The organism is Pseudomonas sp. MWU349 (assembly GCF_017947325.1).
GTDB lineage: Bacteria > Pseudomonadota > Gammaproteobacteria > Pseudomonadales > Pseudomonadaceae > Aquipseudomonas > Aquipseudomonas protegens.
Window position 1 is genome coordinate 1,281,239 of sequence record NZ_JAFEVP010000001.1, and the last position, 12,771, is coordinate 1,294,009.

Below are 12,771 nucleotides of genomic sequence, written 5' to 3' on the forward strand. Positions count from 1 at the left end.
TTCAGTAGCCGTGGCGTGGGCCCTGCCAGTCCATGGACAGGCGCGGGGCATAGAGGTCGACGCCGGCGGCCAGTTGATTGGGGATGAAGGGTTGGCTGGCATGGTGCTGGTCGGCATCGAGGATGGCCTGGACGAAGTCCTGGCGTACCCACTTGAGCCGGCCGAGGGTCTGCTGCTCGTCCTCGAGCTTCAGGTACAGGCCCTCCATGCGGCTGGAGCGGTCGCACTGGCGCCAGGCACGGGCCAGGTCGAGGCCTTCGCGGTGCACCACCTGCTCGAACACCTCGCGCCAGTGCGCGGTCTTGGCCAGCGAATCGCTCACCAGCGCCAGCAGATCGGCATGCCGGCGCGGTGCCGGGCCTTCGTACAGCACAGGCACCGACAGCACCGGCCCACCTTCTAGCAGGCGCCGGCGCGCCGCGGTGGAGAGGAACAGCCCTGTGGCGCGGTCCCACACATCGAACTCGCAGAAGTAATGTGGCAAGTGGTCGTAGAACACCGAGTGCTTCTTGTGCAGCCACTCGCCATACAGCACGAAGCGATCTTCCAGGCGCTCCAGCAACCAGTGCTCGTGAGCCACGGCCCACTGCTTGAACAGATTGAACTGGCGCTCGCGCCCACCGCCGGTGAGGTAGTGACCGCGAGATTGCAGGAGCAACTCGCCGCCTGCGCCAAAGCTGATGCCCGCGTTGGCACCATCGAGTTTTTCTTCCACCACCAGCCACTGTCCGGCCAGATCGCCATAGCGCACCTGGCCAGTGTCAGTGTCGCCATCTTGCAGGCGCGAGCCTTGCAGGTGCGGCGTACGGGGGTATTTGAGCAGTTCCAGGTTGTGCGCGGTGGCACGAATATCCGTGTGCATGGGTTTGTCCTCGAAAACAGAGAAAAACCAACGACAGGATCAGGCAGGCATGGCAGTGAAGCGCCGCCGCGCATAGGCACGGGCAGCCATCAGGCAGGATGGACCGTCGTCGGTATCAGGCGTGTTGGCTGGCGTAGGGCACTGGCTTCACCACTTGGAGAAAAGGTTGCAGAGGCTTTAGGGCGCGCATTCAACAGCAGATAGCGGCATCAGGTCAAGCCCCGAAAGGACAAAACCCCAGCGCCCCTGCTTGCGCGAAACACCCGAGCTTTTGTCATGAAAAAAATCGCCTGGGGCTCATAGGGTGCAGCCAGTCATAACCCGATAAGGAATCGATCATGAAACGTTCAAGCGTGCTGATGGCTGCAGTCATTGGCCTGGCACTAGCCCCTTTGGCCCAGGCCTCGTCCATGGCTGACAGCGAAGAAAAAGCCCAGTTGCGCAAACTCTTCTGCGAGTCGAAGGGCGGCGCCGATATCACTGCGCTGGGTGAGTTGAAGAAGTCCGACGACGTCGGCGCCGTGGTGGTGTGCAAGCTCCCGCCCTCGCCCACCACCGTGGTGCAAAACCAGGCGGCATCGAGCCTGGCCGCGCTGCCATTGACGCCTGTCACGGCAACGCTTGCGCCACCGTCGGGGGTCTACAAGCTCGCCCCGGGAGCCAGCAGCGTCAACACTTCATGCTCGGCCAACCTGGCCATCGCCAAATGGGCGGGCTTTCCCAACACCAGCAACGGCAACGCCACCTTGAACTGTCGCGGATACAATGCCGGCGCAGCAGGCGGTACGCTGGGTTGCAAGATCGAATGGACCGGGCCGACCCAGGTCGCCATCGGGGTCACCCCTTACGGCGGCCAGGTCGCGGTGAACTTCAATTGCCAGGCCCTGTACTTCGGTTCCGTCGGCACGGTGATGGATTTCAGCTACGCCGACCCGACGTATCCGCGCATCCGCTATGGCTCGGTCCAGGCCACCAGCAGCATGACCATCACCCAGTGATGCCGTGCCAGCCTGGCTGAGCCTAGATCAAGCGCCGGCAGGGTCGCTCCCTGCCGGCCACCCTCCTCTGCATCATTGCTTGCCGCGCATGCTGTTGCGCCATATGCGGTAGGTCCTGATCCCCGAACGCACTGAACTGAACAGCAGCTGGCCGTCCATTTCCCGGGTCATACCCGAGCGTTTCAGCATCGCCAGGAAAGTACCGCGGGCACGGGCGATAGCGAAGTAGATGCCCTGGGCGGCCAGGGTCTCGCGGATTTCCCGCAGCACCGCGATGCCGCTGACATCGATATCGGTCACCGCCTCGGCATCGAACAGCACCACCTCGGGTTCACTCTCGCGCTGCACGGTGTCCAGCAGGCGCATCTTGAAGTAGTCGGCGTTGAAGAACAGGATCGCGTCGTCGAAGCGATACACCACCAGGCCGGGCACAGTGCGGGCTTGCGGGTACTGGCGGATGTCCACCTGGCCCTCGATGCCCGGCATCCAGCCCAGCACCGCGTCGGTGGGTTGGTAGATGCTGTACAGCAGACGCAGGATGGCCAGGGTCACGGCGAAGATGATGCCCGGCAGCACGCCCAGCCCCAGCACACTGACGGTGGTCAGCAGGCACAGCCAGAACTCGAAGCGGCTGAGTCGGTAGATTTGCTTCAGGGACTTGACGTCGAGCAAGCCCCAGCCCGCCATCAACAGCACCGCGCCCAGGGCCGGCTGCGGAATCCACGCCATGGGCGCGGTGAAAAACAGCAGAATCAGCGCAATCGCCAGGGCGGCGATGATGCCCACCAACTGGCTCTTGCCTCCGGCCATGTCATTGACCGCGGTGCGCGAATCTGCGCCGCTGATGGCAAAGCCCTGGGAGGCACCGGCCGCCAGGTTGCTCAGGCCCAGGGCGATGAATTCATGGTTGGCGTTGATCGCGTAGCCATGGCGTGCGGCGAAACTGCGGGCCGTGAGCATGGCGCTGCAGAAACTCACAGTGGCGATGCCCAGCGCGTCGCGCAGCAGGCTCTTGCTTTCCTCCAGGGTGGTCTTGGGCCAGGACAACTCCGGCATCCCGGCCGGCACATGGCCGAGGATCGCCACCCCGAGGCGGTCGAAGCCCAATAGCCCGGCCAGCAAGGTAAACAGCGCCACCGTCAGCAGCGCCGCAGGTACGCGCGGGTAGCGTCGTGGCAGCCAGATCAAAAGCCCCAGGCTGGCCAGGCCGACGGCCAGGGTCAGGCCATGGATCTCCCCCAGGCGCTGGAGAAAGTCCGCCAGCCCCAGAATGAAACCGTCGCCTTCGATCTTGAAACCCACCACCTTGCCCATTTGCCCGGCGATCAGGCTCAGACCGATCCCGTTGAGGTAACCGATGAGGATCGGCCGCGAGAAGAAGCTGGCGATAAAACCTGCCCGGGCGATCCCGGCGGCAATCAGCATCAGGCCCACCAGCACGGTGACGATCATCGACAACTCGACGGTACGTTGCAGGTCGCCCATGGCCAAAGGCGCCACAGCCCCGCCGAGCATGGCGCAAGTGGCGGCATCGGGGCCGACCATCAGTTGCCGCGAGCTGCCGATCAAGGCATAGACGATCATCGGCAGTACACAGGCGTAAAGCCCGTACTGCGGTGGCAGGCCGACAATCTGCGCATAGGCGATGGCGATCGGGATCTGGATAGCCGCCACGGACAAGCCGGCCCGCAGGTCGGCGCGCAACCATTCGCGGCGGTAGTGCAGCAAGTTGGACAGGCCAGATAGACAGCGAGATAACGACATGCCGGGTCCTTTCGAAATAATCCGTTTTATTCTTTGCCTACGCCCGGGCAGCCTTCTTTCCTGGCCAGGCGATACGGGGCGCAATTCAAGCGGATCGGCCAACTGAGCGCCATGAGCTGGGGCAGCTTATACGTCGATCGAAGGGGTTATGTACTTTCGCAAGTAATTTCCCCCCTGAGTAGGCTCCGCTTTTATTGCCGATCACTGATACCGGGATGCTAGCCCAAGCCTCCGCTGTGCAGGCGCAGAGTGAACTGACCGGGCGACTGTATCAGGCCTTCTATGAGCGCTTTGACCTCGACAGTTTTGGCCACCCGGCCGCAACCCTGATTACCCAAGAACATGCCTATGGCCAACTCAAGGCATCCCTGAATGAAGCCAGCGTACTGATGGATAGCGCGAGCAGTTACTCAAGTCCTCCTGCTGGAGTCGGCGTAGGCTGGGGCCCAGGTGCAGCACGCCGAACAGGCGGCGTTACAGACGCTGACCGTGCAACAGCACAACGCTCGTGAAACCATCCACCATTGGCGTGACAAACTCGCTCCCCTAGCCGCCCAGGACCTGGCGCAGCGGCTGGAAACCGCGCCGCTGCGCTGACAAACGTCCTGGTGGCGGCTGCGTGACGAAATGCAACAGCGCTACGACTTCAGCCAGCACACCAACCGCCCCAACTACCGCGGCGCGCTCGAAAACCTAGCCGACGAACACCGTGCGACCGCTGGACTGCAAGCTGAGCAGCAACGCCTGCTACGGCGCTACGGCGACTAGGACGATGCCATGGAAGACTGCGAACAGATTGCAATCAACCTAGATGCCTACAGCCTGCGGAGCCAAGCCCCGCGCAATCTGACGGCGACCCTTCTGGCCTGGCACTACCGTAGCCGCCATGAAGCGTTGATCAGTTTCTCCAACGCTGCGTTCTACGAAGGACGGCTGATTACCATCCCCGACTCGTATCGAGCGCCCTGACCCGGCCCATGCGGCACTACATCGCCAACCTGGCACATGATTTGCCGCAACGCGAAACCGGGCTGAGCCTGGGCATCGTAGCCTTCTCCGAAGCCCAGCAAGGTGTCATCGAGCAGACCCTGGAAGACTTGGCCGTCGGCGACGCGACGTTTGCAACGCGCCTTGACCACGAGTACGTGCGTGAAGACGCCGGGCAGTTCAATGGCCTGTTCGTCAAAAGCCTGGAGAACCTCCTGGGTAACGACGGCGCCGCGCTTTCAGGGAATTCTTGCCAACCTCAACCCGAGCGCCAAGCAATCCTTTGTCGTCAGCCTGCGCGTGGCCCTCGCCGCCGCGCTGCGCAAGCGCGGACATACGGTGCAAAAATACGTCGGACGCTCGCAGTTCCGCTGCGACCTAGCAATCAGTGATGCTAACGGCGAACAGTTCAGCCTCGGCGTGCTGCTGGACGGTGACGCGGCTGCCACTGCCAGCATGCGTGAGCTTTACATCTTCCGCCTAACCATGCTGCGCAGTTTCGACTGGAAAGTCATCGACGTACTCGACCATGACTGCCTGCTGGCCCCGGAAGACGTGCTGAACTGCATCGAAGAACTGCCACGGGGTGAAGATGCGCCGGTGTTGCCAGGACCTGAGCAGCCAGAACCAGTTAAAGCGCAAACCGTTGAGGTCGAAGCGCCGCCAAGCAGCGAGGCCCTGCCGCTGTAGCCTGCAGACGGAATGTCAGCCCAAGCATATTTCAGAATGCTTCGTGGGAGCCGGACACCGAGTATTCATGTCGTGGCTTGAGACTCAGCATGAGCACACTCAGGGACACGATGGAAACTACAAAATAAGGATTCGTCAAACCATTAGCCGTCACCAAAAGGATTGTCGCCAGCGGCACGCAGGTCACGCCGATGGCCAATAGCATCAGTAGCAGAGGAATCAGTACGAGAATCCCGTAGACTACTACAGAGTAGGTAAAAGAGTTGAACCAGATCCCCGCGGCGATGCTTGGGTCGGCTAAATCCTTCAATGCCTCGTAGCTTGGTAGGAAGAGGTTTTCACTTTCTATGAACACCCGAGTGAACGGTTCCACCACGCGAATGGACAAACTGCCGCCGCCCTCCAGGGTCTCCATGACCCGGTCGGGTAGGATCGGAACCGTCCCAGACAGAATCAATATGGCGAAAACTAGTCCGATCGGCAGAAAAACTACCAAGCTGCGCGGGCTGAGAAAACGTATCAGCGACAGCGCGATAAAAATGAAACCCAGGGAGGACGTTGATAGCACGATCGCTGCACTGAACAGACTCCAGAGCCAGTAGCGCTTGCAGGCCGCCGCATAGATGACTGCAGGCGCAACGAAAGTCGCAAAGTAACTTGGCTCCTTGAACAAACCGCCGCTGCGGAAGCCCTGGGTAGCGATATCCAATCCCAGTACCGAGTTGGGCTGGATATCCAGCGGCGTATGGATATAGGTGAAAACCACTCCGAATAAGTGATAAGCCAAAACTTGAACGATCAGCAGGACCGAGAAAATTATCGAGAGCCTCAAATATCCGCTGATCAGGGGGGCGGAGAAGTCAGGCTGTCGGCAGAGCGCCAAGAAAATGAAAAAAGACGACATGTACAATGCCATCCTGGCCAAGATGAAAATGCCATCCGGATAGTGATTCATATAGAAGAATATAGAGACGCAGGACTGGACAATTATCGAAAACAGACCGAGCAAGCAGAAAATATCGATCTTGCGCAGTGACAAGACACCAATGAGCAAGCAGAAGAAAACCATCAGGTCGCCGATGGAGAATTTTCCAATCCCGTTCAGGTTGGCTAGAATTGGAGCCAGCAGGAAACAGAGGCAGAATAGCTTGCCTAAAAAACCGCTTCTGACGACGGGGCGTTGCAGTCCTGAATCAGCCACACGCATTAAAACTCCTTGGTGCCTCTCGTTTTGAGGATATGTAAAAAACGCACTGACTGAGCCTCGCAGGTGCTAGCCGTCTGCTGCGTCAACGAGGCATCCAGCACCGACGGTGGATTATCCTAGCGCTCCGCCTGATCAGGGATTGAGTCGGCGTTGTTGATAGATCCAGTCGACAATTTCACAATCCGGCGAATAGCCGCTCACGGTCTCTCGCAATAGCTGCCGTACCCGTGGATAGTCGTCGTTCTCAACTGCCGTGAGCAACTCATTGATCCGCCCTTTCAACTCGCCCCAATCGAGATAGTCTTCGTTGGCGCTCATGATCATCGGGTGTGGCGTAGCGACGACATTTTTACCGATCAGCAATTCTTCATAGAGCTTCTCTCCGGGACGCAGCCCCGTGAACTCGACGGAAATATCGCCCCGGGGATTTTTATCAGAACGTACACTCAAACCGGACAGGTGGATCATCTTTTCCGCCAGTTCGACAATACGTACTGGCTCGCCCATGTCCAGCACGAACACATCACCGCCCTGCCCCATGGATCCTGCCTGGATCACCAACTGGGCGGCTTCCGGGATGGTCATGAAATAACGGGTGATCTTGGGATGGGTTACGGTCAGCGGACCTCCCGCCTTGATCTGCTTGTGGAACAGGGGGATTACCGAACCGGAAGAACCCAGCACGTTGCCAAAACGAACCATAGTGAAACGGGTCTTGTTTACCTGAGAGACGTTGCCGTTTTCTCCAAATAGCGACGGCGCTACTTCCTTGCTCAGCGCCTGCAAGACCATCTCCGCCAGACGCTTGGTACTACCCATTACATTGGTTGGGCGTACTGCCTTGTCGGTGGAGATCAGCACGAAGTTCGCCACCCCAGCACGCAATGCGGTCTGGGCAGTGTTCAGAGTACCGATGACGTTATTGAGTACGCCTTCGGCGATGTTGTGCTCGACCATCGGCACATGCTTGTAAGCAGCAGCGTGGTATACCGTATCGACCCGCCAAGCTTGCATGATGTCCTGCAGTAGTGCTGCGTTGCGGACCGATCCAAGAATTGGTAAAACCCTCACTGCCAGCGACTCGCGAGTCTCCCGTTGCTCAAGCTCGCTGAGAATGCTGTAGAGGTTGAACTCGCTGTGCTCGAACAGCAGTAACGTGGTGGGCTGCAGGCCAAGGATCTGCCGGCACAGTTCCGAACCGATAGAACCACCTGCGCCGGTCACCAGCACCGACTTACCCTTAATGCAGTGCTCCAGCAAGTTCTCCTGGACAGGCACTGAATCGCGTCCGAGCAGGTCAGCGATATCTACTTCCTGGATGTCATCGACTCTTACCAGGCCGCTGGCTAGGTCCATGAAGCTCGGCACACTGCGCACGTGCAGGGGATAACTTTCGAGGTGACCAAGAATTTCGCGACGCCGCACGCGGCTTGCTGAAGGCACGGCGAGAAGGATCTCCTGAATTCCTGAAACTTCGATCAACTTCTGGATATCTTCAGGACAGTAGACTGGCAAACCGGAGATCACGTGATTTGCGATGCTAGGATCATCGTCTATAAATGCCACCGGGCGCATCACCCGCCCCATACGTAGCGCAGCGACCAGTTGGTTGCCAGCGGCACCCGCGCCGTAGATAGCAACCTTGGTCAGACCATCGTCTCGGTTGGAAAAGGGCACATGTTGCACGGCTGCAAACCAGTCCCCTAGGAAGTACTGACGCATAACCAAGCGCAAACCACCTATCATGATCAGGCTGAGCCACCAGTAGTTGAAGATGATCGAGCGTGGCACCACAACCTGATGGTTGCTATACCAGTAGACAGCCAGCGTCAGGATCAGTGACGACATGCTGACAGCCTTGATGATGGCAACTAAGGCATCGTTGCCAAAGTAACGCATTACAGCACGGTACATGCCAAACCGAATGAACAGGGGAATCGCGATGACCGGACCGGCGAAGAACAGCCAGCCGTGCATAACCATGGGGTTGATCATCTCGTCGATACCCAGACGCACGACGAATGCCAACCACAGCGCCAACCAGACCAGAACGATATCAGCGGCCACTTGGATCAATCGCTTGTACCTGCGAGGCAAACCAAGCAATTTGGTCCTGAATTTATCCATAAATCCTTCAGACATCGTAAATATTTCCAATCTCATACTATTTTGCTGGAGTTTGCACCGTCACGACGAATGACAACACCAACCAGCCTTGCGTCCGGCATTTTTCCTGCTTGCCGGCATTAGTTCGAACGGTGAGGGCGATCGACGGAAGATTAGGCAGCAATCAGACTGATCCCCCATCTACTTCAGAACAAGCGACCATCCATTCCTGTGGCAACAGCCACATTGGGTTGATTGCCGTCACTGCCAGATTAACCGCTAATACGGAAGATCAATTAGCGTTGCATCGCAAGATAGTTGCGACCGGCAGCGATCAAAGCATCCCGCGCCGTTATCCTTGGCACCCATCCAAGATCGCGGGCTTTGTCAGTGGAGATGACCAGGGAACAGCACAGTTGGGTATGCAGGGAGGCCTTGCCCAAGGCGGTCAACCCCATACGCAGGACGAACGCTGGGACCGGCAAATTGATGCAGCGGCGCGACATGCCTTGGGCAAGGTACTCGACTATTTCCCGGGTCGACAAGGACTGCGCATCAGCGACTAAATATAGCTGGTTGGCGGCGTGAGGATGGGTGGTGCTGAGGAGGATGAAATCGAGAAGGTTTTCCAAGGCGAGCATGGTGCGCCGGTTGTGCACTAGGGAAAATGGCAATGGTGCACCGCTGGAAACCAGTTTCAGCAAGCGGCGGAAATTCCCGGGCGCATGAGCCGTGTAGACCAACGGAGGACGAATGATCACCAGCTCGGTCGGTCCTCCAGCCATCAGCGTGCGTAGCCCCTGCTCGGCTTCCAGCTTGGATTGCGCGTAGTCGGCATGCGGAGCAGCCGGACTGGATTCGGAAAAAGCTTGAGTCCCGCTATGGGAGCCGTTCACCCCGATGGAACTCATGAACACGAAGCGGCGTACTCCCGCTTCCTGGGCCAGAGACGCGAGACGAAGTGTCGCGTCACGGTTGACCGCGCGAAACTCGGCCAACGGGTCCGCCGCAGTATCAACGATCAGATGGGCCCGCCCTGCCAGATGGACAACGCATTCGACGCCTTCGAGCGCCTTCTGCAGAGCCACCTCATTATCCAGAGCAGTCGGGATCACCGTCACCCCTGCAACATCGGACTTGCCCGAGCGGACCAGCCCGAGTACTTCATCTCCGCGGGCCACTAGGACTTGGCACAAGGCCCGTCCGATAAATCCATTTGCTCCCGTTACCAGAATCCTCATCCCAGTTCTTTCTCCAATAATTCATCCAGCCAGCCTTCGAGCCGATAGCGCTGATAGATGGAAGGGTCTACGTCAATGTAGGGTTTTTGAAGAAACTCCTCCGGGATCAACGGGTTATCCCGATCAATCACACAGATATTACTCGCCAAAAAAAAGTCGTAGGACTCCACGCTAGCATTGGTAGTGATCAGTTTCTTGCGCGCTCCGAGGGTTTCCAACGTCCGCATGGTCAAACCGGTTTGGCGTGGGTGCTCGATATCGAGCACTGCGGCCGAACCGAAAAAGACCCTCTGCACATCAGCTTTGGTCAGTGGGTCGAACCTGAAATCGCTCTGCTTTGCCGGACGGAATCCTGGATTGATGACCTTGTACAGCCAGTAAACCCACTTGGCTTGGAGAAATAGATACCAATGTGCCCGCACGCTGCTACCCAGTTGTCGGGCAACCTTGGAGGCCACGGCATAACGGTCGGTATGGGCCGTGCCAATAAAACTGACATCCCACTGCACCTGGGTATTGGCGCCGATTTCAAAACCCTTGGAGAAAAACAACGGACGAAAATGGATTTGGTGATTGGTCGCATCGTCGCGGTCAAAGGTAAAGGCATGATCGAAATAGCGCAAGTTGGCCACTACATCCTTGCGATTGCCGAAGGAATCCCACATGTAGAGGAAGAACTTCGCCCGCTTGAAGTGGCTGCGCCACTGCTCCAGTGTCTGTGCAGACAGCGTCTGGCCGTTGATTACGAAGACATAGTCGTAGTCGGCACTGGTATCGGTATTTTTCTGGTAATAGCGCTCTGCGGCAGCCATTACCCAACGACGCCGCCAGAGTGTAACCGCCTTGAGAAACGCCGAAGTAAATGGACGATCGAGTAGAAAGTCCACCTTTGCACCGTGCCGCTCTATTTCGCCGCGTATTTCCTGCTCGTACCCAAAAAACTGGGGAGCAACCAGTAGCACTTTCTTATTCGCCAGTGAATACTTCAAACTGCATCATTCCGCGTCTTAACAATCTTCGCCGGAATACCACCGACCACCGAATGGTCAGGTATCGACATCAATAGTACTGCGTTGGCCGCTACGGTGACGTCGTCGCCCAGCTGAATTCCGCCCAGTACCTTGGCCCCGGCGCCTAACATCACCCCATCACCCAGCACCGGACGGTGGTGCTCGTCGTAGGTAAAATCCAGATCACGGGCACCGACCGTTACCCCCTGGTAGATGATGGCGTTGCTACCGATGCGGTAGGCGCCGATCACGGTACCTTGGGTATGCGGGAAAAACAGACCCGGACCAATGGGACACGCCGAGGCGATTTCAATCCCGAAGAACATGAAGTTCAGCAGCGAAAAAATCTTCGCCAAGGGCGACAGGCGCATTCTTTGACAGGTGTAGGCTAACCGGCACAAGAGTACCGGCACAAAGCGTGGCGACAACATGCCCAAGCATAGTCTCGGTAGCGATACGTCTACACGTCCACCGAGCAATTCCCGATGACGCCTGGCATCCATGGTCAGTAAACGAAACAGCCCAATTTCATCCGTCTTCATGAGGAAGCCTTCAGTTCATCAGTTTCCGGTCCCGCAATTCCTGGTTAGCCCTTTCCAACTGGTCCTCCGGCAAGGGTTGGCTGCTGACCCACTGCGCAAATCGCCGCAAACCCTGGGCCAGAGAAACCTTCGGTTTGACGCCCAGAAGCTCCTCCAGGCGCGAAATATCGGCAAAGTTGTGCCGGATATCCCCAATGCGGAACTGACCGGTAACCGTTAAGTTTGGTGTCTTGCCGAAAGCGCGTGATAGTTCTTCGGCAACGTTGCGAACTGATGTAGCAATGCCACTGCCCACGTTGATGGAGGTATTAGGCGCATTTTCTACAGCCACCGCCGCCAGCAGAGCGTCGGTGACGTCTTCGACATGGATGAAGTCGCGGCTTTCTTCACCATCTTCAAAAAGTGGCAGTTCGCTATTACGGCGAATTTTAGTGGAGAAGATCGAGAGAATGCCGGTGTAAGGGTTGTTCAGCGACTGACGCTCGCCATAAACGTTCTGCAGTCGCAACATGGCATAGCCAATACCCATCGACTGGCAGCCAATACGTACCAGGTCTTCCTGAGCATACTTTGTCGCGGCATAGATGGAGGCTGGAGATACCAAGTCGGTCTCATGGGTGGCAACCATTTGCAGCGCTGCACCGGTGTCCGGGCAGACCGGCTCCCATTGCTGCTTTTGCAGTTGTTCGCCAGTACGCGCCGATGGATAGATACGGACTCCTGTCTGCGGATGCACATAGGCACCTTCGCCGTAGATGGAGCGACTGGACGACAGCACTACGCGCTTGACCTGATGGGCCTCCATCTTGCCGAGCACATCGAACATCAGAGCAGTCCCCTGACTGTTCACTTCATTGTAGCGAGCGACTTGGTACATTGATTGCCCAGTACCTGTTTCCGCGGCCAGGTGAACAACCGCGTCGACAACTTGCAAAGCCTCTTCCCAGTCGCTGCGGCGGGTGACATCACCTCGCAGGAATTCGATTCCTTCACCGCTGAGCCAGTCCAGATCACGGGGAATCACTCCGTGAATCTGTGGAGACAGGGAGTCCAGCACACGCACTTGATAGCCAGACGCTATTAACTTTGGAATCAGATGGGAACCAATGAAGCCAGCGCCGCCGGTCACAAGTACTTTTTTTGACATTTTCCTCTCCTAGAAGTCGGCGTGCATGCGTTGTCGGTGCTTCAACCGGAGCAACGCGCTTAAAGTTATGGGCCGTGGTTAAAATCGGCATAACCAAATGGGCGAAATCTACCACAAACAGTATTAAAAGTTAAGAATCATATGATTCGCCCCCCACTCCTCAAGAGGGCTAGATAGCAATATGAACAGCAATGATCATATTAACCAACTGATTCGG

12 protein-coding genes are annotated in these 12,771 nt (G+C 57.7%); 4 read left to right on the forward strand and 8 right to left on the reverse strand.

The genetic code is table 11. The features are described from left to right. Nucleotide 1: 1 nt before the first annotated feature. Nucleotides 2-862 carry an RNA ligase family protein gene (locus tag KCG88_RS05605; protein WP_047286473.1) on the reverse strand — a complete coding sequence of 287 codons (861 nt, stop codon included), beginning with the start codon at nucleotides 860-862 and terminating at the stop codon, nucleotides 2-4. 338 nt (nucleotides 863-1,200) lie between these two features. On the opposite strand from KCG88_RS05605, the gene KCG88_RS05610 reads away from it, so the two are divergent. Continuing rightward, nucleotides 1,201-1,860 carry a hypothetical protein gene (locus KCG88_RS05610; protein ID WP_047336772.1) on the forward strand — a complete coding sequence of 220 codons (660 nt, stop codon included), beginning with the start codon at nucleotides 1,201-1,203 and terminating at the stop codon, nucleotides 1,858-1,860. Between the two features lie 72 nt (nucleotides 1,861-1,932). On the opposite strand, the gene KCG88_RS05615 is transcribed toward KCG88_RS05610, so the two are convergent. Continuing rightward, complete coding sequence (locus KCG88_RS05615) at nucleotides 1,933-3,624, reverse strand: SulP family inorganic anion transporter (protein ID WP_210711926.1); 1,692 nt, start codon at nucleotides 3,622-3,624, stop codon at nucleotides 1,933-1,935. A 450-nt stretch (nucleotides 3,625-4,074) separates the two neighbouring features. Here KCG88_RS05615 and KCG88_RS30880 point away from each other — a divergent pair, with 450 nt between their 5' ends. The 3 genes from KCG88_RS30880 to KCG88_RS30890 all read left to right on the forward strand — a co-directional run bounded on the left by KCG88_RS30880 (nucleotide 4,075) and on the right by KCG88_RS30890 (nucleotide 5,301). Next, nucleotides 4,075-4,221 (forward strand): hypothetical protein, encoded by a 147-nt coding sequence (locus KCG88_RS30880; protein WP_246882553.1) that lies wholly within the window; start codon nucleotides 4,075-4,077, stop codon nucleotides 4,219-4,221. Nucleotides 4,222-4,401: 180 nt separating this feature from the next. Then, nucleotides 4,402-4,593, forward strand: coding sequence for a hypothetical protein (locus KCG88_RS30885; protein WP_246882554.1), 192 nt, complete (start codon nucleotides 4,402-4,404; stop codon nucleotides 4,591-4,593). Between the two features lie 180 nt (nucleotides 4,594-4,773). Next, nucleotides 4,774-5,301 carry a hypothetical protein gene (locus tag KCG88_RS30890; protein WP_348984523.1) on the forward strand — a complete coding sequence of 176 codons (528 nt, stop codon included), beginning with the start codon at nucleotides 4,774-4,776 and terminating at the stop codon, nucleotides 5,299-5,301. 31 nt (nucleotides 5,302-5,332) lie between these two features. Here KCG88_RS30890 and KCG88_RS05625 read toward each other — a convergent pair whose 3' ends face one another. The 6 genes from KCG88_RS05625 to KCG88_RS05650 all read right to left on the reverse strand — a co-directional run bounded on the left by KCG88_RS05625 (nucleotide 5,333) and on the right by KCG88_RS05650 (nucleotide 12,554). Then, nucleotides 5,333-6,508 carry a hypothetical protein gene (locus KCG88_RS05625; protein ID WP_210711927.1) on the reverse strand — a complete coding sequence of 392 codons (1,176 nt, stop codon included), beginning with the start codon at nucleotides 6,506-6,508 and terminating at the stop codon, nucleotides 5,333-5,335. Nucleotides 6,509-6,640: 132 nt separating this feature from the next. After that, complete coding sequence (locus KCG88_RS05630) at nucleotides 6,641-8,650, reverse strand: nucleoside-diphosphate sugar epimerase/dehydratase (protein WP_246882555.1); 2,010 nt, start codon at nucleotides 8,648-8,650, stop codon at nucleotides 6,641-6,643. A gap of 260 nt (nucleotides 8,651-8,910) precedes the next feature. Continuing rightward, nucleotides 8,911-9,855, reverse strand: coding sequence for an NAD-dependent epimerase/dehydratase family protein (locus KCG88_RS05635; RefSeq protein WP_210711928.1), 945 nt, complete (start codon nucleotides 9,853-9,855; stop codon nucleotides 8,911-8,913). After that, on the reverse strand, nucleotides 9,852-10,844 hold the full coding sequence (locus KCG88_RS05640) for a hypothetical protein (RefSeq protein WP_210711929.1): 993 nt from the start codon (nucleotides 10,842-10,844) through the stop codon (nucleotides 9,852-9,854). The genes KCG88_RS05635 and KCG88_RS05640 overlap by 4 nt, the downstream gene beginning before the upstream one ends. After that, entirely contained in the window at nucleotides 10,841-11,407 is a 567-nt protein-coding gene (locus KCG88_RS05645; protein ID WP_210711930.1) for a DapH/DapD/GlmU-related protein, read from the reverse strand. Before KCG88_RS05645 ends, KCG88_RS05640 begins: the two co-directional genes overlap by 4 nt. 10 nt (nucleotides 11,408-11,417) lie before the next feature. Continuing rightward, nucleotides 11,418-12,554 (reverse strand): NAD-dependent epimerase/dehydratase family protein, encoded by a 1,137-nt coding sequence (locus KCG88_RS05650; RefSeq protein WP_210711931.1) that lies wholly within the window; start codon nucleotides 12,552-12,554, stop codon nucleotides 11,418-11,420. Nucleotides 12,555-12,771 lie beyond the last annotated feature (217 nt).

What these genes read in the sequence shown, in the direction of transcription:
- KCG88_RS05610 (WP_047336772.1), top strand. Translation starts at nt 1,201, where the DNA reads ATGAAACGTTCAAGCGTGCTGATGGCTGCAGTCATTGGCCTGGCACTA.
- KCG88_RS05630 (WP_246882555.1), bottom strand. Translation starts at nt 8,650, where the DNA reads ATGTCTGAAGGATTTATGGATAAATTCAGGACCAAATTGCTTGGTTTG.
- KCG88_RS05645 (WP_210711930.1), bottom strand. Translation starts at nt 11,407, where the DNA reads ATGAAGACGGATGAAATTGGGCTGTTTCGTTTACTGACCATGGATGCC.
- KCG88_RS05605 (WP_047286473.1), bottom strand. Translation starts at nt 862, where the DNA reads ATGCACACGGATATTCGTGCCACCGCGCACAACCTGGAACTGCTCAAA.
- KCG88_RS05615 (WP_210711926.1), bottom strand. Translation starts at nt 3,624, where the DNA reads ATGTCGTTATCTCGCTGTCTATCTGGCCTGTCCAACTTGCTGCACTAC.
- KCG88_RS05650 (WP_210711931.1), bottom strand. Translation starts at nt 12,554, where the DNA reads ATGTCAAAAAAAGTACTTGTGACCGGCGGCGCTGGCTTCATTGGTTCC.
- KCG88_RS05635 (WP_210711928.1), bottom strand. Translation starts at nt 9,855, where the DNA reads ATGAGGATTCTGGTAACGGGAGCAAATGGATTTATCGGACGGGCCTTG.
- KCG88_RS30885 (WP_246882554.1), top strand. Translation starts at nt 4,402, where the DNA reads ATGGAAGACTGCGAACAGATTGCAATCAACCTAGATGCCTACAGCCTG.
- KCG88_RS05625 (WP_210711927.1), bottom strand. Translation starts at nt 6,508, where the DNA reads ATGCGTGTGGCTGATTCAGGACTGCAACGCCCCGTCGTCAGAAGCGGT.